The 23,280-nt window shown below is 60.8% G+C and carries 22 protein-coding genes; 18 read left to right on the forward strand and 4 right to left on the reverse strand.

Translation table 11 applies throughout. The annotated features are described in order from the left end of the window. The first annotated feature begins 319 nt into the window (after window positions 1-319). From dnaE to ACR0D8_RS00980, 3 genes are all read left to right on the forward strand, one after another. A complete protein-coding gene (gene dnaE / locus ACR0D8_RS00970) occupies window positions 320-3,820 on the forward strand; it encodes a DNA polymerase III subunit alpha (RefSeq protein WP_480644051.1) in 3,501 nt (1,166 codons plus the stop codon). An 86-nt stretch (window positions 3,821-3,906) separates the two neighbouring features. Further along, window positions 3,907-4,128, forward strand: a complete 222-nt coding sequence (locus ACR0D8_RS00975) for a YMGG-like glycine zipper-containing protein (protein ID WP_480644052.1) — start codon at window positions 3,907-3,909, stop codon at window positions 4,126-4,128. Between the two features lie 26 nt (window positions 4,129-4,154). After that, window positions 4,155-4,502 (forward strand): hypothetical protein, encoded by a 348-nt coding sequence (locus tag ACR0D8_RS00980; protein ID WP_480644053.1) that lies wholly within the window; start codon window positions 4,155-4,157, stop codon window positions 4,500-4,502. Between the two features lie 4 nt (window positions 4,503-4,506). On the opposite strand, the gene ACR0D8_RS00985 is transcribed toward ACR0D8_RS00980, so the two are convergent. Then, on the reverse strand, window positions 4,507-4,701 hold the full coding sequence (locus ACR0D8_RS00985) for a SlyX family protein (RefSeq protein ID WP_480644055.1): 195 nt from the start codon (window positions 4,699-4,701) through the stop codon (window positions 4,507-4,509). A 127-nt stretch (window positions 4,702-4,828) separates the two neighbouring features. On the opposite strand from ACR0D8_RS00985, the gene hisS reads away from it, so the two are divergent. From hisS to hisG, 3 genes are read left to right on the forward strand one after another with little or no spacing between them, the layout of a single operon-like run. Further along, on the forward strand, window positions 4,829-6,316 hold the full coding sequence (gene hisS, locus ACR0D8_RS00990; protein WP_480644056.1) for a histidine--tRNA ligase: 1,488 nt from the start codon (window positions 4,829-4,831) through the stop codon (window positions 6,314-6,316). A gap of 3 nt (window positions 6,317-6,319) precedes the next feature. Next, window positions 6,320-7,408: an ATP phosphoribosyltransferase regulatory subunit gene (locus ACR0D8_RS00995; RefSeq protein ID WP_480644057.1), complete on the forward strand. Its 1,089-nt coding sequence runs from the start codon at window positions 6,320-6,322 to the stop codon at window positions 7,406-7,408. Then, window positions 7,405-8,094, forward strand: coding sequence for an ATP phosphoribosyltransferase (gene hisG / locus ACR0D8_RS01000; RefSeq protein WP_475158421.1), 690 nt, complete (start codon window positions 7,405-7,407; stop codon window positions 8,092-8,094). The genes ACR0D8_RS00995 and hisG overlap by 4 nt, the downstream gene beginning before the upstream one ends. On the opposite strand, the gene ACR0D8_RS01005 is transcribed toward hisG, so the two are convergent. Further along, on the reverse strand, window positions 8,095-8,526 hold the full coding sequence (locus tag ACR0D8_RS01005; RefSeq protein ID WP_480644058.1) for a DUF1489 family protein: 432 nt from the start codon (window positions 8,524-8,526) through the stop codon (window positions 8,095-8,097). A 129-nt stretch (window positions 8,527-8,655) separates the two neighbouring features. Here ACR0D8_RS01005 and ACR0D8_RS01010 point away from each other — a divergent pair, with 129 nt between their 5' ends. From ACR0D8_RS01010 to ACR0D8_RS01025, 4 genes are all read left to right on the forward strand, one after another. Beyond that, window positions 8,656-10,938, forward strand: a complete 2,283-nt coding sequence (locus ACR0D8_RS01010) for an adenosylcobalamin-dependent ribonucleoside-diphosphate reductase (protein ID WP_480644059.1) — start codon at window positions 8,656-8,658, stop codon at window positions 10,936-10,938. Window positions 10,939-11,157: 219 nt separating this feature from the next. Further along, window positions 11,158-11,640: a hypothetical protein gene (locus tag ACR0D8_RS01015; protein ID WP_480644060.1), complete on the forward strand. Its 483-nt coding sequence runs from the start codon at window positions 11,158-11,160 to the stop codon at window positions 11,638-11,640. Between the two features lie 208 nt (window positions 11,641-11,848). Next, a complete protein-coding gene (gene rpsD, locus ACR0D8_RS01020; protein WP_480644061.1) occupies window positions 11,849-12,469 on the forward strand; it encodes a 30S ribosomal protein S4 in 621 nt (206 codons plus the stop codon). 345 nt (window positions 12,470-12,814) lie between these two features. Next, a complete protein-coding gene (locus ACR0D8_RS01025; RefSeq protein WP_480644062.1) occupies window positions 12,815-13,186 on the forward strand; it encodes a hypothetical protein in 372 nt (123 codons plus the stop codon). A gap of 5 nt (window positions 13,187-13,191) precedes the next feature. Here the strand turns inward: ACR0D8_RS01025 and ACR0D8_RS01030 are convergent, their stop codons facing one another. Next, a complete protein-coding gene (locus ACR0D8_RS01030; protein WP_480644063.1) occupies window positions 13,192-13,653 on the reverse strand; it encodes an Lrp/AsnC family transcriptional regulator in 462 nt (153 codons plus the stop codon). A 103-nt stretch (window positions 13,654-13,756) separates the two neighbouring features. Between ACR0D8_RS01030 and ACR0D8_RS01035 the strand changes: the two genes are divergently transcribed. The 4 genes from ACR0D8_RS01035 (at window position 13,757) to ACR0D8_RS01050 (ending at window position 18,066) form a co-directional block, all read left to right on the forward strand. Beyond that, a complete protein-coding gene (locus ACR0D8_RS01035; protein WP_480644065.1) occupies window positions 13,757-15,172 on the forward strand; it encodes an aminotransferase class V-fold PLP-dependent enzyme in 1,416 nt (471 codons plus the stop codon). A 64-nt stretch (window positions 15,173-15,236) separates the two neighbouring features. Further along, complete coding sequence (gene hisC, locus ACR0D8_RS01040) at window positions 15,237-16,322, forward strand: histidinol-phosphate transaminase (protein ID WP_480644066.1); 1,086 nt, start codon at window positions 15,237-15,239, stop codon at window positions 16,320-16,322. After that, window positions 16,319-17,239, forward strand: a complete 921-nt coding sequence (locus ACR0D8_RS01045; protein ID WP_480644067.1) for a prephenate/arogenate dehydrogenase family protein — start codon at window positions 16,319-16,321, stop codon at window positions 17,237-17,239. The genes hisC and ACR0D8_RS01045 overlap by 4 nt, the downstream gene beginning before the upstream one ends. Then, window positions 17,236-18,066: an extensin-like domain-containing protein gene (locus ACR0D8_RS01050; protein WP_480644069.1), complete on the forward strand. Its 831-nt coding sequence runs from the start codon at window positions 17,236-17,238 to the stop codon at window positions 18,064-18,066. Before ACR0D8_RS01045 ends, ACR0D8_RS01050 begins: the two co-directional genes overlap by 4 nt. On the opposite strand, the gene ACR0D8_RS01055 is transcribed toward ACR0D8_RS01050, so the two are convergent. Next, a complete protein-coding gene (locus ACR0D8_RS01055) occupies window positions 18,063-19,064 on the reverse strand; it encodes a DUF2125 domain-containing protein (RefSeq protein ID WP_480644070.1) in 1,002 nt (333 codons plus the stop codon). The genes ACR0D8_RS01050 and ACR0D8_RS01055 overlap by 4 nt on opposite strands. A gap of 67 nt (window positions 19,065-19,131) precedes the next feature. Here ACR0D8_RS01055 and ACR0D8_RS01060 point away from each other — a divergent pair, with 67 nt between their 5' ends. From ACR0D8_RS01060 to ACR0D8_RS01075, 4 genes are all read left to right on the forward strand, one after another. Continuing rightward, window positions 19,132-19,662: a gamma-glutamylcyclotransferase gene (locus ACR0D8_RS01060; protein ID WP_480644071.1), complete on the forward strand. Its 531-nt coding sequence runs from the start codon at window positions 19,132-19,134 to the stop codon at window positions 19,660-19,662. Window positions 19,663-19,731: 69 nt separating this feature from the next. Continuing rightward, the gene (locus ACR0D8_RS01065; protein ID WP_475158445.1) at window positions 19,732-20,910 is read left to right on the forward strand and encodes a biopolymer transporter ExbB; all 1,179 of its coding nucleotides are present in this window, start codon (window positions 19,732-19,734) and stop codon (window positions 20,908-20,910) included. 3 nt (window positions 20,911-20,913) lie between these two features. Next, a complete protein-coding gene (locus ACR0D8_RS01070; protein WP_475158446.1) occupies window positions 20,914-22,593 on the forward strand; it encodes a peptidoglycan -binding protein in 1,680 nt (559 codons plus the stop codon). 4 nt (window positions 22,594-22,597) lie between these two features. Further along, window positions 22,598-23,206: a histidine phosphatase family protein gene (locus ACR0D8_RS01075; RefSeq protein ID WP_480644074.1), complete on the forward strand. Its 609-nt coding sequence runs from the start codon at window positions 22,598-22,600 to the stop codon at window positions 23,204-23,206. Window positions 23,207-23,280 lie beyond the last annotated feature (74 nt).

Raw genomic sequence — 23,280 nt, forward strand, 5'->3', positions numbered from 1 at the left:
TTGCGCCCCTCGGTGCCCTCCTTCGATGCGACGTAGAAAGAGTGGCGGGCGTATAGCTTGCCGTCAGATGTTAGAAACAGCGTGGCTTATCTGGCAAGAAAAACTGCCTATATTATGCACCATTACGCCGTAGCGGCACAATTACGGCGCGTGTCTGTACCGTTCAGTCGTTTGTAATTAAAGTGTTTTCTTGTGCCGCCCCGTTACCAGCCCCGAAGCACCTTCTGAAAAAGCCGAATAATCCGAGCCGATTTTTTGGGCGTTTTGAAAGTGCGGTTCCCGCTTTTGCCGCGCGCCCGGCTGCGATAGCGTGGCGCTCATGAGCAGTAAACCTCGATTCATTCACCTCCGCGTTCACACCGAATATTCGCTTCTGGAAGGCGCTGTGCGGCTGAAAAAGTTGCCGGGCCTGTGCGAGAAGATGGAGATGCCCGCCGTCGCGGTCACAGATACCAATTCGATGTTCTCGGCATTGGAGTTTTCGGTCACCGCCAGCGGGGCAGGGATACAGCCGATCATGGGCTGTCAGGTCGATCTGACCTATGTGCAGGCGCAGCCGGGCGAAAAGCCCAAAGCGCCCGCACCGCTGGTTCTGCTGGCGCAGTCCGAGGCGGGGTATGAGAACTTGATGAAGCTCAGTTCCTGCCTCTATGTGGACAAGGGCGGGCAGTTGCCGCAGGTCACTTTGGATGAGCTGTCGGAACGGTCGGATGGCCTGATCTGCCTGTCCGGCGGGCCTGACGGCCCGGTCGGGCGGTTGTTGCAACAAGGCCAGCGCCCGGCGGCCGAGGCTCTGGTGGATCGTCTGGCCGCCCTGTTCCCGGATCGCCTGTACATAGAACTCCAGCGTCATCCGGGCGAGGATGGTCAGCCCGAGGCCGAACGCCTGACCGAGCGCGGTCATATCGAGATGGCCTATGCCAAGAACCTGCCGCTGGTCGCCACGAATGATGTCTATTTCCCGACCTCGGATATGTATGAGGCGCACGACGCGCTGATCTGTATTGCCGAAGGGGCTTATGTCGACCAGCAGGACGGCCGCCGCCGCCTGACAGCGCAACACTATTTCAAGTCGCAGCAAGAAATGGCAACCCTGTTCGCCGATCTGCCGGAAGCCATCGAGAACACCGTCGAGATTGCGCGGCGGTGCGCATTCATGGCTTATCGCCGCGACCCGATCCTGCCGAAATTCGCCGATGACGAGGTGGCCGAACTGCGCCGCATCGCCAATGAAGGTCTGCAGAAACGTCTGGCGGTGATCCCGCATGCGGTGACGCCCGAGGAATATCAGGAACGGCTGGATTTCGAGCTGGGCATCATCGAAGGCATGGGGTTCCCCGGCTACTTCCTGATCGTTGCGGACTTTATCCAATGGGCCAAGGATCACGACATTCCGGTGGGGCCGGGGCGGGGCTCGGGCGCGGGGTCGCTGGTGGCCTATGCGCTGACGATCACCGACCTTGATCCGCTGCGCTATTCGCTGCTGTTCGAACGGTTCCTGAACCCCGAGCGGGTCTCGATGCCCGACTTCGATATCGACTTCTGCATGGACCGCCGCGAAGAGGTGATCCGCTATGTTCAGCAGAAATATGGCCGCGACAAGGTGGGGCAGATCATCACCTTCGGCGCGTTGCTTTCTAAGGCTGCTGTGCGGGACATCGGCCGGGTGCTTCAGATGCCATACGGGCAGGTGGATCGCCTGTCCAAGATGATCCCGGTCGAGGGCGTCAAACCCGTCTCCATCGAAAAAGCTTTGAAAGACGAACCCCGCCTGCGCGAAGAGGCGCGCAACGAAGAAGTCGTGGATCGCTTGCTGACTTACGGCCAGCAGGTCGAGGGGTTGTTGCGGAATGCCTCGACCCACGCGGCTGGGGTTGTGATCGGCGACCGTCCGCTTGACGCGCTGGTGCCGCTGTATCAGGATCCGCGATCCGACATGCCGGCGACCCAGTTCAATATGAAATGGGTGGAACAGGCCGGGCTGGTGAAGTTCGACTTTCTGGGTCTGAAGACGCTGACTGTGATCCAGAACGCGATGGACATCATCTTCAAGTCTGGGCGGCCACTGCACATCGCGGCCGACGGCACGGAACTCTATGAACCCGCGGAGGGGGCCGAGAATCAGATCAACGCCATCCCGCTGGATGACGAGGCGACGTACAAGCTCTATTCCGCCGCCAAGACGGTGGCGGTGTTCCAGGTGGAATCCAGCGGCATGATGGACGCGCTCAAGCGTATGAAGCCGACCTGTATCGAGGATATCGTGGCCCTGGTGGCGCTCTATCGCCCCGGCCCGATGGAGAACATCCCGACCTATTGCGAGGTCAAGAACGGGCTGCGCAAGATCACGTCCGTCCATCCACTGATCGATCATATCCTTGAGGAAACGCAGGGCATCATCGTCTATCAGGAACAGGTGATGCAGATCGCGCAGGTGATGGCCGGGTACAGCCTCGGCGGCGCGGATCTGCTGCGCCGGGCGATGGGTAAGAAGATCAAAGAGGCGATGGATGCCGAGCGCCCCAAATTCGAAAAGGGCGCGGGTGAAAACGGCGTGGATGCCAAGAAGGCCAGCGAAGTCTTCGATCTGCTGGAGAAATTCGCCAACTACGGCTTCAACAAATCGCACGCCGCCGCCTATGCGGTGGTCAGCTATCAGACCGGCTGGCTGAAGGCGAACCATCCGGTCGAGTTCATGGCCGGTGTCATGAACTGCGATATCCATCTGACCGACAAGCTGGCGATCTATTTCGAAGAGGTCCGCAAGGGGCTGGAACTGCCCTACGTTCCGCCTTGCGTGAACCGGTCGCTGGCGACCTTCGACGTCGTGAATGGAGAGCTCGTCTATGCGCTGGGCGCGTTGAAAAATGTCGGTGTCGAGGCAATGAATTTGGTCGTTGAAGGCCGTGCCGATAAGCCGTTCGTCAACCTGTTTGATTTCGCCCGTCGGGTTGATCTGAAGAAGGTCGGCAAGCGCCCTCTGGAAATGCTGGCACGGGCCGGGGCTTTCGATCAGCTCGACAAGAACCGCCGTAGGGTTTTCGAAAGCCTCGATCCGCTGGTGCAGTATTCGGCAGCGATCCACGACCAGAAGAACTCGAACCAGGTGTCATTGTTTGGCGAGGCGGGCGACGACCTGCCCGAACCGCGCCTGTCGCCGACGCCGGATTGGCTACCGGCGGAACGCCTTAGCGAAGAGTTCAAGGCGATTGGGTTTTATCTGTCCGGTCACCCGCTGGACGACTACATGCCTGCGCTGAAGCGCAAACAGGTTCTGACTCTGGATGAGGTGACGGAAAAGGCGCGTTCCGGCCCGTTGATCGCCAAGATGGCCGGTGTTGTGGCCGGACGGCAGGAACGGAAATCCGCGCGCGGCAACCGCTTTGCCTTTGCCCAGCTTTCGGACCCGACCGGGGCATATGAGGTCACGCTGTTTTCCGAAACGCTGGAAAAATCGCGCGAGTTTCTGGAAACCGGTGCGCAGGTCGTCCTGACCGCCGAGGCGACCATGGAATCCGATCAGCTGAAGCTGCTGGGCCGTTCGGTCGGGCCGGTAGACTCGGTCGTGGCCGAGGCGGGTGCGACGGGCCTGCGCATATTCGTCGGCGAACCGCAGGTCTTGCCCACCGTCGCCAAGGTTCTCGCCGATGCGGCGGGTGCGGCCAAGGGCGCGGCGAAGGGGCCGATCCACCTTTGCCTGCTCGATCCGGGTTTGCCTGGTGATGTGGAAATGGACTTGGGGCAGGACTTTCCGATCAACCCGCAGATCAAGGGCGCGATCAAGTCTCTGGACGGTGTCATGTCGGTCGAGGAGATCTGATCCGCCAACCGTTTGTTGCCACACAGAATAGGCGTCGCTAGGCTGAAACAATATCCTATTGGGTCATGTCACAGGAGGGCTCAGATATGACGATTTCAGGAATTGGTTTCAGGGCATTCACATTGGCCGCCGCTGCATCCCTTGCGATGGCATCAACCGGCCTGGCGGATGACAAGGATGACAAGAAGAAAAAGAACACCATCGAAGGCGCTTTGATCGGCGCGGGTGTGGGCGCGTTGATTGGCGACGGCAAAGGCGCAGCGATCGGTGGCGTGGCTGGCGCAATTATCGGACATAACTGGAAGTGATGGCGATGCGGTATTTTAGACTCAGAATGTCCGTTTGCGCCGCAATCCTGGCGGCTCCGTGCGTGGCGACGGCCGATGACGCGGCTGAACAGATGGTGCGGGACGCATTGCCTGTGATGCACTATACCTGCGCCTCGATTGCCGAAGAGGCGGATGGCGACGAATCCTTTGTTGTGGCGGTTGTTGAAAAGATGACAGCCCTGTCGCTCTACAATCGCCAGATCAATATCGAAGACCATGCGACCACCGACGAGGAAAAAGCCCAACTGCGCGAAGCCTTCATAGCCGCGCTGTCGGAGGGATGCGCCGCGGATAAGGATGCCCTGCTGGGCGGAGTGGTCGACGATGCAGTGAAAACGTCGCTGGGGTTGTAACCCTTCAATAATGCGGCGGGCGTTCATCCCCCAACACGACCCCGCCAGAGCTTTCCTGCGCCCGTTCAGCCTCGCGCTGCAACAACATTTCGACCCGACGGGTCAGGCGGTCGATCTCGACCTGCTGGTTTGTGACGACCATGTTCAGTTCTTCGACTGTGCGGGTCAGGTGGGCGATCTGTTCTTCCAGATGCTGCATGGGGGTCTCCTTCGGTGTCGGTCATAGCGACGCTTGGGCGGCAAGGCCAGCGAAAGCGCGCCTTGCCCCGATGCGGACCATGGGATAGACCGCGCGCGGAACAAGGACACTCCCAAGGACGCTCCACATGGCCAAGCCCAAGAAACAGCCCCGCCCCAAGGCGATTACGCCGAAAGGGTTCCGCGACTATTTCGGCCAGGAAGTCACGCAGCGCACCGAAATGCTGCGGGCTATTGCGGATGTCTATCATCGTTACGGGTTTGATGCGTTGGAGAGCAGCGCTGTTGAAACCGTCGAGGCGCTGGGCAAGTTCCTTCCGGATGTGGATCGCCCGAACGAGGGTGTGTTCGCGTGGCAGGAAGTGGACGAAAACGACAAGGGCGACTGGATGGCCCTGCGTTACGATCTGACCGCGCCTTTGGCGCGCGTCTACGCGCAGCACCGCAACGATCTGCCGACGCCCTATCGCCGCTATGCGATGGGTCCGGTCTGGCGCAACGAAAAGCCGGGGCCGGGGCGGTATCGTCAGTTCTATCAGTGTGATGCGGATACGGTGGGCACGGCCTCGATGGCGGCTGATGCCGAGATCTGCGCGATGCTGTCGGATACGCTGGAAACCGTCGGTATTCCGCGCGGCGACTATCTAGTGCGGGTCAACAACCGCAAGGTCCTGAATGGCGTGCTGGAAGCGATGGGTCTTGGTGATGACCTGGCGGCTCGCGACAACGTTCTGCGCACCATCGACAAGTTCGACAAGGTGGGCGAGGTCGGTGTGCGCGAGTTGCTTACCAAAGGCCGTCTGGATGCCTCGGGCGCGTTCATCGACGGTGTTGGACTGAGCGACGATCAGGCCGAGCCGGTGATTGCCTTCCTGACGTCCAAAGCTGCGGATACCTCTGGAACGCTTGCGAACTTGCGCGCTGCGGTCGGCGACAGCAAGATTGGCGCGGATGGGATCGCCGAGTTGGAACAGATCGGGGCGCTGTTGGATGCAGGCGGATACGGCGCGGATCGGATCGAGATTGACCCCTCGGTCGTGCGTGGCCTGGGCTATTACACCGGCCCGGTCTATGAGGCTGAACTGACGTTTGAGATTTTCGACGAGAAAGGCCGCAAGCGGCAATTCGGTTCGGTCTCGGGCGGTGGTCGTTATGACGATCTGGTCAAGAGATTTACTGGGCAGGAAGTGCCCGCGACCGGTATCTCCATCGGCGTTGATCGTTTACTGGCCGCCCTGCGTGAAAAAGGTCGGATCGCGGCGCAAGCCACCGGCCCCGTGGTTGTCACCGTCATGGATCGGGACCGCATGGCGGATTATCAGGCGATGGTGGCAGATCTGCGGAGCGCTGGTATCCGGGCTGAGGTCTATCTGGGCAACCCCAAGAATTTCGGCAATCAGCTGAAATATGCGGATAAGAGGAACTCTCCGATTGCGGTGATCGAGGGCGGCGACGAAAAGGCAAACGGAATCGTGCAGATCAAGGACCTGATCCTGGGCGCGAAAATCGCCGAAAGCGCCACGCTGGAGGAATGGAAAGAACGTCCCAGCCAGTTCGAAGTGCCCCGCGGCGATCTGGTCGCGAAGGTGCGCGAAATTCTGGACGGTCAGGACTGATCCATGGCCAATCGTTCCCAGATACAGGCCCGCGCCGCAACGATGCGGGTGCGCTTTGAGGCGGCGGGCGCTCAGGTGGTTGATACGCCGCTGCTGCAACCGGCAGGCACGCTGCTGGACCTTTACGGCGAAGATATTCGTGCGCGCGCCTACGTGACTTCGGATGCGCTGCGCGGCGAGCAGATGCTGCGCCCGGATTTCACCCTGCCCGTGGTGCAGATGCACATGACTGATGGGGCGGAACCGGCGCGATACACCTATTCAGGAGAGGTGTTCCGCCGTCAGGAGCATGATCCGGATCGGTCCAACGAATATATTCAGGTAGGGTACGAAGTCTTTGATCGCAACGACCCGGTCGGTTCGGATGCCGAAGTGTTTTCCCTGTTCGCGCTGCAATTGCGGGGGCTGCCGCTGCGTGCCGCGACCGGCGACATTGGCATCCTGACAGCCGCCGTTGCCGGGTTGCGCACAACTGACCGGCGCAAGGCAGCTTTGATGCGGCATCTGTGGCGGCCCCGTCGGTTTCGCCTTTTGCTTGATCGTTTCGCGGGTCGCAAACCGGCGCCCGACGGGCGCGACGCGCTGCTGGACGCCACGGACCCTTTGTCGACCGATGTGCCAATGATCGGCAAGCGCCGCTCTGCCGAGATTGAGGCGCGGATCAGGGCTCTGCGCGAAGACCGCGACACACCGCCGATTTCAGACAGTGAGCTGGCCGGGCTTGAGACGCTGCTGAACGTGCGGGAAACCATGCCATTTGCATTGGAACAGCTGCGCGACGTGGCGGTCGACCTGCCGCAGATCACGCCGGCGCTGGACCGGCTTGAGGCGCGGGTCGCCGCGTTGCAGGCGCGCGGCGTCGATGTGGACCGTCTGGATTTTGAGGCCGCGTATGGGCGGACGTCGATGGAATATTATGACGGTTTCGTTTTTGGTTTCTACGCCGAAGGGCGTCCGGATCTGCCACCGATTGCAACAGGCGGGCGTTATGACGCGCTGACCCGTCAATTGGGCAACGGCGCTGAAATCCCCGCCGTGGGCGGCGTGATCCGTCCGGACCTGATGCTTGACGTCGAGGAGGACGCGCCATGAGCCTGAAATTGGGCGTGCCCTCCAAGGGCCGGTTGATGGAAAAAACCTTTGCATGGTTCGAAAAGCGCGGCATCACCCTGTCACGCAGCGGGTCAGACCGGGAATATGCGGGTAAGGTCGAAGGCATCCAGGGGGTGTCTCTGATCCTGTTGTCCGCCGGGGAAATTCCGCGTGAACTGGCGTCCGGGCGCATTCACATGGGCGTCACCGGAATAGATCTGGTGCAGGAAAAACTGCCGCGCTGGGAACAACAGGTCGAAGAGGTTTCGCAGCTTGGCTTCGGCAAGGCCGACCTGATCATTGCCGCGCCCGCCTGCTGGGTAGACGTCGAGACGCTGGACGATCTGGACGCGGTTGCGGCGGCGTTTCGCAAGACACACGGCCACCGGCTGCGGATCGCCACCAAATATCACCGGCTGGTGCGTGAGTTCCTGACCGATGCGGGCGTGGCCGATTACACACTGGTCGACAGCCAGGGCGCGACCGAGGGCACTGTGGTCAATGAAACCGCCGAGGCGATTGCCGATATCACCTCGACTGGTGAGACGTTGCGGGCAAACCACCTGAAAATCCTGTCGGACGGCCTGATCCTGCAATCTCAGGCAACCCTGTGGCGCAGCCGCGTGGCAAAGTACGAAGCGGAAGATAAGGCGGTTCTGTCCGAGATGCTGGATCGTCTGGGCTGATTACAGCACGCCGATTTCTGCCAGGGCGCTGTTCAGGTCGTCGGGCAGGGCGTCGTCCTGCTCGCGACCTTGCGGCAAGTCGGCGGGCGTATCCTCTGGCTTCAGATAGCGCCACCCCTGAAACGGACGTTTCAGAGCGGTCTGTGTGCGATGTACTTCGGGGTCCAGCACGATGGCGCAACGGCGGATGCCGTCCTCACCACGCACTTCATCCAGCCGCAGAATGCGCTGGCGGCACTGGATCACGCCTTTGATCACCCAATAGATTGATCCGCCGTTCAAAATCTCGGCCTCGCGTTTGGGCCACATGCGGGTGACGTGGCGCGGGCAGCCATCCTCGTAAAGCGGTCTGCGGCTGTCCTGCCACGCGATCAGCGTGTCGACGCTTTCCGATCCGACAGACAGTTTGATGAGGTTTACGAAGTTATCCACAGCTTTCCCACAGAGTCGTCCCGAGGTTCATCTTTATATTGTAGCTTGCTATCGGTTGTCATCAAGGTGTTGTGGTGCGGATGTGATTTAGGATAGTCTGGATATCTCTTTCAGCACAGGGAATCACCAATGAGCCGCTTTGCCGCCCCCATCGCCGAGCAGATCTGGGATATGAAATACCGCTTCAAAAAGGCGGATGGCACGCCCATCGACCAGACGGTCGAGGATAGCTGGCGGCGCATCGCCCGCGATCTGGCGCGGGTGGAAAAGGATACCGTTCATTGGGAAGAGAAATTCTATCAAGCGCTGGAAGATTTCAAATACCTGCCCGCCGGGCGCATTACTGCGGGGGCGGGCACCGCGCGGCAGGTGACCCTGTTCAACTGCTTCGTCATGGGCACTGTGCCCGACAGTATGGGCGGTATCTTCGACATGCTGAAAGAGGCCGCGCTGACCATGCAGCAGGGCGGTGGGATCGGTTACGATTTCTCGACCATCCGTCCGCGTGGGGCGGATGTGCATGGCGTGGCGGCGGATGCTTCGGGACCGCTGAGCTTTATGGATGTCTGGGACGCAATGTGCCGCACGATCATGTCCGCAGGCTCGCGCCGCGGGGCGATGATGGCGACCATGCGCTGCGACCACCCGGATATCGAACAGTTTATTACGGCGAAGTCCGACCCGGCCCGCCTGCGCATGTTCAACATGTCGGTTCTGGTGACCGACCCGTTCATGGAGGCCGTCAAGGCCGACGGCCCGTGGGAGCTGGTGTTCGGCGACAAGGTGTATCACACCGTTCAGGCGCGTGATCTATGGAACAAGATCATGCAGGCCACCTATGACTATGCCGAACCGGGTGTCATCTTCATCGACCGGATCAATCAGGCCAACAACCTCAGCTATGTCGAAACCATCGCAGCAACAAACCCCTGCGGCGAGCAACCGCTACCGCCCTATGGCGCGTGCCTGCTGGGCTCGATCAACCTGGCGCGGCTGGTGGCCGAGCCGTTCGAGGACACCGCCCATCTGGATGAAGAGGCGCTGCAGGAACTGGTCGCCACCGCCGTTCGGATGATGGACAATGTGGTGGATGCGTCGAAATTCCCGCTGGCAGAGCAGGAGGCTGAAGCGCAGGACAAACGCCGCATCGGACTGGGCGTCACCGGTCTGGCCGATGCGCTGCTGATGCTGGGCCTGCGCTATGGCTCTGACGAGGCGGCGCGCCAAACCGAACGCTGGTTGCACGCCATCGCCCGCGCCGCGTATCTGGCGTCGGTCGATTTGGCGAAGGAAAAAGGGGCGTTCCCTCTGTTCGATGCCGAGAAATATCTGGCCAGCGGCACGATGCAGCAGATGGACGAAGACGTGCGCGACGCGATCCGTGAACATGGTATCCGCAATGCGTTGCTGACATCGATTGCGCCGACGGGCACGATTTCCCTTTATGCCGGAAACGTCTCATCCGGGATCGAGCCGGTCTTTGCCTATGCTTACTCGCGCAAGGTGCTGCAAAAGGACGGCTCGCGCACCGAGGAAGAGGTAGTGGACTACGCGGTGCAGATGTGGCGCGACAAGTTCGGGGATAAGGACCTGCCGGACTTTTTTGTCAACGCGCAGACACTTTCCCCGTCCGATCACGTCAAGATGCAGGCGGCGGCGCAAAAATGGATCGACAGTTCGATCTCGAAGACCATCAACTGCCCTGAGGATATCAGCTTTGACGCGTTCAAGGATGTCTATATGCAGGCTTGGGATCAGGGGTGCAAAGGCTGCACGACTTACCGGCCCAATGACGTGACCGGTTCGGTCCTGACGGTTTCGGAAAGTGCCGACACTGCACCTGGTGAAAGCGCCGCGGCCCCGCATGAGGTCGACGGGGGCGAGGTCGTTTACATGTCCGAGCCGCTGGATCGCCCGCAATCTCTGGAAGGGTCCACCTACAAACTGAAATGGCCGGACAGCGAGCATGCGATCTACCTGACCATCAACGACATCGTCATCGGCGGTCGCCGCCGTCCGTTCGAAGTGTTCATTAACTCGAAGAACATGGAACATTACGCCTGGACGCTGGCGCTGACCCGGATGATCTCGGCTGTGTTTCGGCGGGGCGGGGATGTGTCCTTTGTCGTCGAAGAACTGAAAGCCGTGTTCGATCCACGTGGCGGGGCCTGGGTCAAAGGCAAATACATCCCGTCTATCCTGGCTGCGATTGGCGGCGTGATCGAACAGCACCTGATCAATATCGGCTTTCTTGAAGGCGAGGGCATGGGGCTTAAGTCCGATCCTCAGGCGCAGGTCGTCAACATGGACGCGCCACGCGGCAAGGCGTGCCCGTCCTGTGGGCAGTTCGATATGGTGATGATCGAAGGGTGCATGACCTGCCGCAGCTGCGGACATTCCAAATGCGGGTGACCTGCGGGGTCTGAAATGACGTCAACATTGGCACCCCGGCCCTTCGACAGCCGGCCGGGGCGCTTTTTCTGAATCTCTTAAGCAACATTTTCGTGATCGCTGCATTTACGTCTCTTTTCCGCCCGAATTGGCACTGATAATACTCAGCCAGTGAGCAGTGATGTGTTGAAAGGTACGGGCGGTAAAATGAGAGCCGGTGAAAGCGGTCGCATAGCCATATTGTGGACTCAGACAGAAATCGACGGGCTGGAGGCAGCGCCTCTTTCCTTCCTGAGCGTTGGAGCAGCCTGGTCATGGCGCGGTCAGGCGCGTTTTCTAAGTGACGCTGTGGAACAGAGCCTTGAGCGGACCGGGGTCGCGCAGGGGGGATCTGCGCGAACGCTGGGCCATGTCACTTCGTATAAGGATCTTGCCGAAGGTGCGCAGGGCGAAGTTGTTCTGACCAACGGGGCGCAGCACTTTACGGCCAAGCTGGTGTTTGTTGCAGGCGAATCAGCCCCGACACTTGTGTTTGAAAAGGATTGTCCGGCCCGCGAACAGGAATTCTGGATCAGCGCCTTTACCGAGATTGAGCGCCGGGACGGTCAGGTTGCCCTGACGGACGACACGGTTGTTGCGTTCCCGTCGCAACTCCGGATGGATCACCTGCCGGAAGTGCCGGGCCGTCGCATGGCAGGCCGCACGAACCACAGGATCGACTGACGGGCCGGCACGGCCCCTCCTATCATCCTTGGAAATTCCCGTTTGTTGCCGAAAGGCATGTTGACTCTGCGCGTTCCGCGGATATAAGCGCGGCTTCATTGGTGTTGGTGGCCCCCGCAAGGGGATGCCTGTCATGGGGGAAACCCCAAGAGGACAACGCCCTTCATAGCGGCCCGCAGGGCCTCGACCAAAACGAAGGAGATCAGCCGTGACCAAACGCACGTCTGCCAAGTACAAAATCGACCGCCGGATGGGTGAAAACATCTGGGGTCGTCCGAAATCCCCGATCAACCGTCGTGAATACGGCCCCGGCCAGCACGGCCAGCGCCGCAAGGGCAAACTGTCGGACTTCGGTCTGCAGTTGCGCGCCAAGCAGAAGCTGAAAGGCTACTATGGCGACCTGACCGAGAAGCAGTTCCGCCGCATCTACGCCGAAGCCGAGCGTGTCAAAGGCGACACCGGTGAAAACCTGATCGGTCTGCTGGAGCGCCGTCTGGACGCCGTTGTTTACCGCGCCAAGTTTGTGCCGACCGTGTTCGCTGCACGTCAGTTCGTGAACCACGGCCACGTTAAAGTGAACGGCAAGCGGGTCAACATCCCGTCCTACCGTGTCAAAGAAGGCGACGTGATCGAAGTGCGCGACAAGTCCAAGCAACTGGCCGTTGTTCTGGAAGCTGCTGCTCTGGCCGAGCGTGATGTGCCTGATTACATCGACGCCGACCACTCGAAAATGACCGCGACCTTCGTACGCGCACCGGGCCTGAGCGATGTGCCTTACCCGGTCATGATGGAACCGAATCTGGTCGTCGAATTCTACGCGAAGAACTAATCTTCGCCGGACCCGAGATCACGAAGGCTGCGCTTATGCGCGGCCTTTTTCGTTTAGGGGGCAGTAGGGTCGGGCTGCCTGTCTGACCGCGTAAACTTCATGCAGGCAGTAATATTCCCACGTCGCCCTATTGCCGACATTCTGATCTGCGGAGCGAGCGGTAAACACAACCAAAGCACCGAAGTACTTATTGCTATGCGGGCACTGCGCAGTCAGAAGGCAAGCCACAGAATCCGAAGCATCACGCACGGTTTGGCAGGGCTGGGTCTGGCGGCGCTGGTCGCGGGGTGTGCGTCTTCTACAACTGCGGTCAGCACAAGCACTCAGATACCCACGGACCCGATTTTGGCCAGTGTCATCCGGAGTTTCGAAATAGGATGTATCGAAAACGCACCCGCCTTTGATCCGGCCCGGGTAAGAGCTGGTTTTAACGCCAACAAACCCGATCTTGCCCCGGGCATGTTTTTTCTGGCCAGCGGCACGCCCGGACAGTCCTGCGGCGTAACGGTTCGCGGATACGGCGCGAACAGACCGGCGCCAACCGTTGGCGACGTGAACCGCCTGGGGCGTATCTTTGCCTCGAAAACAGGGTGGGCGATTACACCCGCCGTGCCAGGTAAAACGACACGGACAAAAGTTTCGTTCCAGCGCAAGAACTTCAATATCACCGGATACGTCACCCGCGACGGAGACCTGCGCCTGACTGTCTACGAGTGACGCCGTCAAATCGGAAGGGGTCGCCCTTCGGCGATCGCTTCCATCGCGAAGTATGAGGTCACACTGTCCAATTCGACCTTTTCGATCAGGCGCTGATAGACCTTGTCATAAGACGCCATGTCCTGCGTCACGACCTTTAGTTGATAGTCATAGTCGCCGCCGATTCTGTGGAAATCCACAACCTCGGGAATGGTCAGCACGTGGCTGCGAAACGCCTGAAGCCATTCGGCCGAATGATGCCTTGTACGCAGCATGACAAAGACCACAAGGCTCAGCCCCAGCTTTTCCCGCGCAATCTGGGCGGTCGAGCCGGTGATGACTCCCCCTTCGTTCAAGGCTTTCAGTCGCCGCCAGCAGGCGTTTTGCGACAATCCCACCCGGTCTGCCAATTCACGCTGCGACAGAGTTGCGTCTGTTTGCAGCTCGCGCAAGATGCGCTTGTCAATTTGATCTAATTTTTCCGTCATAATGAAGCATATGACACAAAAAATAAGAAAACTACGAAAAGATAGGTGAAGTTTTCCCGCTTGAATCCAATCATATTGGATGGTGCAATACGGAGCCCATCCCATGACCCTGTCCAAGTTTCGCTCAGAAATCCAATCCATCACTCACAATTCAACTCTGCGCGACGGACTGATCGGAGAGAACGTCCTGATCCCGGGTCTGCATGGGGACGTGCCGCTGGTTTACGCGGACTACGTCGCCTCGGGCCGTGCGCTGCGGCAGGTCGAGGATTTTGTCGCCGAACAGGTGCTGCCCTTCTATGCCAACAGCCATACCGAGGCCTCCTATTGCGGGTCCTACATGACCCGTCTGCGCCGCGAAGCCCGCGCAGAAATCGCCCGCATCGTCGGCGCAAAGGAAGAAGACGCGGTGATTTTCACCGGGTCTGGCGCCACTGCGGGTCTGAACCGGCTGGTCAGCTTACTGGGTGTGGATGCGGCTGACCGGCCGGTCGTTCTGATCGGGCCGTACGAGCATCATTCGAACATCCTGCCCTGGCGGGAAAGCAGGGCGCAGGTGATCGAAATCCCCGAGGCCGTCGACGGTGGGGTGGATCTGGCGGCGCTGGAACAGGCGCTGATTGCCAACGCAGCATCCGATTTGATGATTGGCTCGTTTTCGGCTGCGTCTAACGTGACCGGCATCATCACCGACCCGGACCCCATCACGCGTTTGCTCAAGTCACATGGCGCGGTTTCCGTCTGGGATTATGCAGGCGGCGGCCCTTACCTGCCGATGGATATGGGCCCCGAAGATGCGCGCAAGGATGCCATCGTGGTTTCGCCGCACAAGTTTCCGGGCGGTCCGGGTGCTTCGGGTGTATTGATCGTCAACCGGGACGCGGTGCGCCGTACCTGTCCCAGCTGGCCCGGCGGCGGAACGGTCAGCTTCGTTTCGCCCTGGCGGCACGACTACAGCGACGATCTGGCGACGCGGGAAGAAGCCGGCACACCCAACGTGATCGGAGACATTCGCGCGGCGCTGGCATTCATCGTCAAGGACGCCGTGGGCACGCAGGAGATTGCCAGACGCGAAGCCCAATACAACCGCATGGCACTGAAGGGTTGGGGGGACAATCCGAACCTGACGCTGTTGGGCACTGACAACCCGCATCGCTTGCCGATCTATTCCTTCCTTGTGCGCGACAACTCCGGCCAGCCGGTGCACCAACAGTTGTTCACACGGATGCTCAGCGATATTTACGGCATTCAGGCGCGTGGCGGCTGCGCCTGCGCCGGGCCTTACGCGCATCGTTTGTTGGGGATCGACCGCGCAACATCGGACGAGTTGCACGCGGCGCTGTCCGCTGGGGAAGAGATGAAAAAGCCCGGATGGGTGCGCCTGAACTTCTCGTATCTGATGAGCGAGGAAACGGTTCAGTTCATCATCGACAGCGTCAACGACCTGTCCCGCCGGACCAAGGAATTCACCCCGTATTACAATGCCGACCCGTCGACGGCCCGCTTCAAAGCGGCGTGACGGAATTGCCGCTTTTCTCAACGCGTTGAGACAGGTATGAGGGGCTCCAACAACGGAGCCTCTTATGAACAAGATCACCCCGCAACCCGGTATCATGGACATCGCGCTGTATCAGGGCGGACAGTCGCATGTGGCCGGGGTGAAACATGTGATCAAGCTCAGCTCGAACGAAAACCCTTTCGGCCCGAGCCCCAGGGCGATTGAGGCCGTGCGCGACAGCGCGGCCACCCTGCATCGCTATCCCAGCACCGACCACGCCGGTTTGCGCGCGTCAGTCGGCGCGCGCCACGGGCTGGACCCGGCGCGGATCATCTGTGGCGTGGGCAGCGACGAGGTGCTGCAATTCGTGGCGCAGGCCTATGCGGGGCCAGGGGATGAGGTCATCTATACCGAACACGGATTCTCGATGTATCCGATCATCGCCCGTATGGTCGGGGCAACCCCGGTTATGGTGGCGGAACGGGACCGCCACGTGGACGTGGACAACATCCTTGCCGCTGTCACGGACCGGACGCGGATCGTGTTCGTGACCAATCCGGGTAATCCGACATCAACCATGATCCCTGATGCTGAACTGGTGCGCCTTGCAGAAGGGTTGCCGCAAACCTGCCTGATGGTGATCGACGGGGCCTATGCCGAGTTCGTGGCAGGGTTCGACGGTGGCGCAGGGCTGGTGGATCGGTTTGACAACGTGATCATGACGCGCACCTTTTCCAAGATATACGGTCTGGGTGGTATGCGTGTTGGCTGGGGTTATGCCGCTCAGCCCATCATCGACGTGCTGAACCGCGTGCGCCAGCCATTCAACTTGTCACTGACCGCTTTGGCAGCGGCCGAGGCGGCAGTGCAGGACGAGGAATATCTGACTTTCTGCCATTCCGAAAACGCCCGCCTGCGCGTGTGGCTGTCCGATGAGCTGGCGAAGATCGGTGTTCACTCGGATGCGTCCTGCACCAATTTCATCCTCGCACGCTTTGGTGACCGGGCCGAGGCCGAGGCCTGCGACGACTACCTCAAAACGCAGGGTTTGATCGTGCGTCGTGTGGCCGGCTACAACCTGCCGAACGCCCTGCGGATCACCGTGGGCGATGAAGAGGCTTGCCGCCGTGTCGTGGCAGCAATCACCGCGTTCAAGGGGGGTGCAGCATGAGCCGGGTTTACGACCGTGTGGCGCTGATCGGGCTGGGGCTTATCGCATCTTCGATGTTCTGGGCCATCAAGCGATCCGGCCTTGCCGGTGAGGTCACCGGTTACGCCCGATCCGAAGCCACCCGCGACACCGCTCGGCGCATCGGCCTGTGTGACCGCGTCTGTGACAGTGCGCAAGAGGCGGTTGAAGGGGCCGACCTTGTGGTGCTGTGCGTACCTGTCGGAGCCATGGGGGCGGTCGCTCGGGACATTGCGCCAGCGCTGAAGCCGGGAGCGACGGTGACGGATGTAGGTTCCGTCAAACGGCACGTCATCCGGGCGGTATCCCCGCACATCCCGGAAGGTGTTCATTTCATCCCTGCCCACCCGCTGGCCGGGACCGAACATTCGGGCCCGGAATCCGGTTTTGCCGAGCTGTTCGACAACCGCTGGTGCCTGTTGGTGCCGGCCGATGGCTCTGACCCGGATGCAATCGTACGCCTGCGCGCGCTGTGGGAGGGGATGGGCTCCAACGTCGATGAGATGGACGCGGACCACCACGATCTGGTTCTGGCCGTGACATCGCACGCGCCGCACCTGATCGCCTATACGATGGTGGGGGTTGCGGATGACCTGCGCCGTGTAACCGACAGCGAAGTGATCAAGTATTCCGCCGCCGGTTTTCGCGATTTCACCCGCATCGCGGCTTCGGACCCGACGATGTGGCGCGATGTGTTTCTGACCAACAAGGACGCGACGCTTGAGATTCTGGGGCGCTTTACCGAAGAGCTGTTTGCCCTGCAGCGCGCCATCCGAACCGGTGATGGAGAGCACCTTTTCGACTATTTCACCCGCACGCGGGCGATCCGGCGCGGGATCATCGACGCCGGGCAGGATACCGACGCGCCCGATTTCGGGCGGGGGAAAGCGAACCCATGAGGCTTGGCCGGCGGTACCTGACGATTGGATTTGTGGCCGCCAGCGCCACATTGGTCGATGCGGCCCCGCTGGAAACCTCTCTGGTGCCGGTGGCCCGACCGGCGGCCGCACAGGTCCTTGCGTTTGTCAGCGCCGCGCCTAATGCTCTCATCCGGCCGACGCCGCGCCCGGTGTCACCTCAGGTTGTGGCTGTGGCCGCCCGACCATCGGATTTACCTCTACTGGGGCCGGATACCTCTCTGATGCCTTATCTGCGCCCTAAGTCGCTGGAGCAGGAGGCGTTTTTCAAACGCCGGAAACTGCGCAAGGGTTCGGTCTGCGGCGACATTGACATTCAAGGCAAGCCGGTCGGCAACGTGCCCGGCAGGATCAAGGCCTGTGGGATCAAGGACGCCGTGCAGATCACATCGGTATCAGGTGTCGCACTAAGCCGTCCGTCCACGATGGATTGCGGCACGGCCATTGCGCTGAATGAATGGGTCGACAAATCGGTCAAGCCGACCTTCCAGCGGCGCGGGCCTGTGGTTGAGCTAAAGGTGGCCGCCCATTATGCCTGCCGAACCAGAAACAACCGAAAGGGCGCGCGGATCTCGGAACATGGCAAAGGGCGTGCCATCGACATTTCGGGTTTCAAGATGGCGGATGGGCAGGTGGTCACGGTTCTGAATGGCTGGCGTAAGAACCCGTCGCAAAGCCAGTTGATCAAGATCTGGCGCGGGGCGTGCGGCCCGTTTGGTACGGTGCTGGGGCCGAACTCGGACCGGTATCACCGTGATCATTTCCATCTGGACACGGCCCGCCATCGCCGGGGGCCGTACTGCCGCTAGCGCAGGATCAACCGCGGAGCCGGCCCAAGGGGCAGGGGCCCCAGGGCAACGAACCCGTCACGGAAATTCAGCTGCATGTCCAGGGCGTTCGGGTTTCCACCCAGCCCTGCCATGAAGTTCAGCGCGCGGGTCACGGGATCGACGGCCTGATCCGGCAAAGCCCCCGCCGCATTGGCCATCGCGATCATGTCGCGCCAATTCTCGGCCTTGATCGCGATCTCGCCTGTGGGAATCCCCTGCGTGTCCACATCCAGCTTTCCGGTCGCGAACAATCGCAGGGCGCCCCACTTCATCTCGGCCAGCCGCAGGTCGATACTCACCGGTTGCGGCCGACTTTGTTCCAGTGCCGAACGGTCCCAGGCTTTGTCAAACGTGGCAGTCAAATCCAGTTCAAGCGTCTCGAACGCCTGCGGCAGGGTGGTGGCCGACCGCATCAGGTTGCGCAATTCGTCGCCGGGTGTAAAGCCGTCGATCCTTGCGCCGATCACATAAGCCTCGGGCGTGGGTGTCTGCTCCATCACAAGAGCAATCGTGTCCCCTCCGGCCAGCGCCTCGGCGTCATTCGTGATCGACCATGGCCCCGCTGTCAGCGCCATTTTTTCCAGCACCAGCGCCACGCCGGGTTGCAATTGCAATTCGGCCTGCAGATCGCCGGCCTGAATGGTCGAGGTCTGGTCGAAATAGGACAGTCGCTGCGGCGTGTCGGCAAAGCGCAGCACCTGCCGGCCGGGCCAGATCGCGGGGCTCTGGAACTCGATCCAGTCAGCGCTCCAGGCCGTGCCGTTCACGGGATCGGCCAGCGCGGGGTTGTTCAGGCGAGTCATGTGATGCAGCGGATATCCGGCGGTTTCCACGTCTGAAAACTCGGCCTGCCAGCCCTGTTCCTGCTGCGTGTCGAACCAGGTCGTGATCGCATTGCGCAGCCCTATTCCGGCGACAAACCAATAGGCGCTCCAGATCACAACTGCGAAAATGATGAAACGTATCAGACCGCGCATTGCAGATGGCCCTTTTTCCTGCGTTGGAATTGATGTTTATAGGCGCAAACAGGCAAGGACCAGAGCTATGACGATGTGGGTTTTCGGATATGGATCGCTGTTGTGGAATCCGGGCTTTCCGGTGGCCCGCAGCGAACGCGCCACATTGCACGGCTACGCGCGGTCCTTCTGCATGAGCTCGATCCACCATCGCGGCACCGAGGAAAAGCCGGGGCTGGTTCTGGCGCTGGACGAACAGGCCGATGCGCAATGCAAGGGTCTGGCGCTGGCGGTTGAAACCGGTCACGAAGACCGCACCCTGCACGAGTTGCGCGAGCGCGAGTTGATATCCTCGGCCTATGTCGAAAAGATGCTGGACGTCCATCTGGACTGCGGCGACGTCATAAGCGCCGTGACCTATGTGATTGATGCCGATCACGTGCAGTATTGCGGCGGCATGCCATTAGAAGAACAGGCGCAGATCATTGCCCATGCCGTGGGTGGGCGCGGCCCCAACACCGAATATCTGTACAATACCGCCGAACACCTGGCCGAGATCGACCTGCGCGATGCCGATCTTGAGTGGTTGGCGCAACGGGTGCGCAGCCTAACCGCATAAACCCTTGGCGTCACCGGCGTTATTTCGTTAGATTCGCGTCAGAGCAGGCAAAAACCGGGAACCACGCGCATGGCGCAGGCACATCAGGGCGCGAGACCCCATTTCTCGCATCCCATTCGGCAAATTGTGATGATGTTGATCGCAATTGCTCTGGCGGGTCTGGGCGTCTTCATGGCGCTGCCCTACGTGATGCCGGTCATTCAGGCCAACCCGTACCTGAACGGCTTTATCATCCTGGTTTTTATCATCGGTGTATTCGCCTGTTTCTATCAGGTGACGCAGCTGATCGGCTCGGTCCGGTGGATCGAAGCCTTTGTCGGCGGAGTCGTCCGCGAAGATGCCCGCACGCCGCAATTACTGGCCCCTTTGGCCTCGCTGTTGCGCGAACGGGGTGCGCGGTCGCAGATCAGTTCCACTTCGACACGATCCATTCTGGACTCGGTCGCGGAACGGGTCGAGGAAGAGCGTGAGATCACCCGCTATATCACCAACGTCCTGATCTACCTGGGCCTTTTGGGGACGTTCTTTGGGCTGGCCACGACCGTTCCCGCCATTGTCGATACCATCCGCAGCCTCAATCCGCAGGAAGGCGAAGAGGGGCTGGCCGTGTTCAACCGTCTTATGGTTGGATTGGAATCTCAGCTACAGGGTATGGGCGTTGCCTTCGGGTCCTCGCTGCTGGGTCTGGCGGGGTCGCTGATCGTTGGCCTGCTTGAACTTTTTGCGGGCCACGGACAAAATCGGTTCTACCGCGAGCTTGAGGAATGGCTGTCATCCATCACCCGCGTCGGCTTTGCCGGGGTCGAGGAGGGCGGCGCGGAACTGGCCGTGTTGACGCCGGTCTTGGACGCGATGTCCGAACAGATGGACGCATTGCAGGACCTCTTTACCGCGCAAGAGGCGGACCGCGCCGCGGTATCGTCCAGACTGGGGCAGTTGGCCGACGCGATCGGGGAGATGAATCAGAGGCAATCGGACAGCGAGGGTGTGACTGCGGCACTGGAGCGTGTCGCTTTGGGCCAGGATGCCCTGTTGGATCACATGCGCGAGCAGGGCGCGGGCGAAGGGATCGACGCCGAAAGCCGGATGCGCCTGCGGTCGATGGACGTGCAATTGCTGCGCATTCTCGAAGAAATCTCGGCCGGTCGGCAGGAGAGCATGAGCGAATTGCGCAAGGATATCGAATTGCTGGTCAAAGCCCTGACATTGCCCCGAGGCGCTGTGCGCACCGCTCCGGAAGGAGAGTAACCTATGGCTCTGTCCCGTCGCACAGGTCAGCGGTTTCAGGGGTCGGTGTGGCCCGGCTTCGTGGATGCCATCACCGGCCTGCTGATGGTGCTGACCTTTGTGCTGACCATCTTCATGGTGGTGCAATTCGTGCTGCGGGAAACCATTTCGGGGCAAGAGGACGAACTGAGCGCCCTGTCCGATGAGGTCGCGGCCCTGGCCGGTGCATTGGGGTTGGAAGAGCGCGAAAACAGCCGGTTGCAGGCGCGTCTGGGTGTGTTGAACACAACCTTGTCGCAGGTCGAGACTGAACTGGTCCAGGCCCAGATTCAGATTACCGATTTTGAAGCGCAGGTTGCGGCTTTGCTGACTGAACAGGACCGCGCCCGGGGGCAGATCGAAACGCTGGAATCGCAGCGAACTGAACTGCAAGGCGAGCGGGATGCATTAAGTCAGGCTCTGGCCCAAAGCCGCGATGAGATCGATGCGCAGACCGAGGCTGCGCGCCTGGCCGCTGCACAGCGCGAAGCGCTGGAGGCTCTGGTCGCCGATCTTGAACAAAGTGATGCGGCGCAGTCCACCCGGATCACCGAACTTGAAGACCAGCTTGGCGCAGAAGAAGCGGCCAGACTGGCCGAAGCCGCAGCCGCCGAGGCCCTGCGCGACCGTTTGCAGAATGCCGATGCCGAACTGACCGCCATGACCCTGGCGCTGGAGGCGCAACGCAAGCAGGCCGAGGAAACTCTGACATTGCTGGCCGCCGCACAGGCCGCCAGAGCAGAGCTGGAGCGCCAGTTCGGTGCGTTGAACCCGGAAGAGTTGCAGGCCCAGTTGCAGGCGGCGCTGGCTGCGCAAACGCAGGCGCAGGCCGAGGCGCAGGCCCAGCGGTCGCTTGCTGATGAGCGCGCCGCCCTGCTGGCAGTGGCGCGCGACACACTTTCGTCTGAAAAAGCGATTTCGGAAAGGGCGCAGCGTGAAACCGCTTTGCTGAATCAGCAGATGGCGGCGCTGCGCGAACAGCTTGGCGGGTTGCAGGCCCTGCTGGACGATTACGAAGAACGCAATGCGGCGGCCGATATCCGCATCCAGACACTGGGCCAGGACCTCAACGCCGCGTTGGCGCGCGCGGCGTCGGAAGAACGCCGCCGACGTCTGCTGGAAGAGGCCGAGCGCGCCCGGCTGGAGGCTGAGGCCGAAGCTCTGTCCGGTCAGAATGAGGAACTGGCAGCGCAGGCCGAGGACCTGCAGCGCTACCGCTCGGAGTTCTTCGGCCGGTTGCGCGACGTGCTGGGTGATCAGGAAGGTGTCCGGATCGAAGGCGACAGGTTTGTGTTTTCCTCAGAAGTTCTGTTCGACACCGGATCGGCGATCCTGTCGGGGGCCGGGCAGCAGGAGGTTGCGAAAGTGGCCAACATCCTGCGCAGCGTGGCCGCCGAAATACCGGAAGGCTTGAACTGGGTGATCCGGGTCGACGGCCACACGGACAACGTGCCTCTGGCTGGGTCGGGGCGTTACCGGGACAATTGGGAGCTTAGCCAGGGGCGGGCATTGTCGGTGGTGCGTTATATGGTCGACGCTTTGGGCATCCCGCCGAACCGGCTTGCCGCCAACGGGTTTGGAGAGTTTCAGCCGGTCAACCCGGCCGACACGCCAGAGGCCCGGGCGCAGAACCGCCGGATTGAACTGAAACTGACCGAGAGATGACGCGGTGAAACCCGCGATTGAGACCCGTGTCGCGCGGTATCTGACCCACCCGCAGGTCTTGATCGACCCCGCAGTGGACGTTCCGAACTGGTCGCTGAACGATCTTGGCAGATCCCGCGTGGCTGACCTGGCCCAAGACCTTGGCGCGCTGCGGCGGACAAGGCGGGTGATCAGCAGCACAGAGACCAAGGCGATTGAAACCGCCAAACCTCTGGCGGCTGCCCTGGGGGTGCAGGCCGAACTACGTCCGGACATGCACGAGATTGACCGCAGCGCTACAGGGTATTTGCCAGCAGACGAATTTGAGGCTGTTGCCGATCAGTTTTTCGCCACCCCTGAGGACAGCGTCAGAGGGTGGGAAAGGGCAATAGATGTTCAGAGACGCATCAAGCACGCAGTTTCACGCTGTTTGTCGGAACCGGGGGAGGGCGACATCCTTTTTGTCGGGCATGGCGGTGTCGGCACGCTGCTCTACTGCGCACTGTCAGGTCTGCCGATTAGCCGGAAACATGATCAGAGTCCCGGAGGTGGAGGCAACTGGTTCCAGTTCGATCTGGATCGAATGAAGCCCCTGCAACCGTGGCGTCCGATGGAAACGCTGTATGGGTCATGAATCAAGCGGCCCTGTATGGATCGGTTGCAAAGAAAAAGCCCGCTGAAGGACAGCGGGCTTTGAAATTTTGAAGG

This window comes from Ruegeria sp. BG10 (assembly GCF_056538575.1).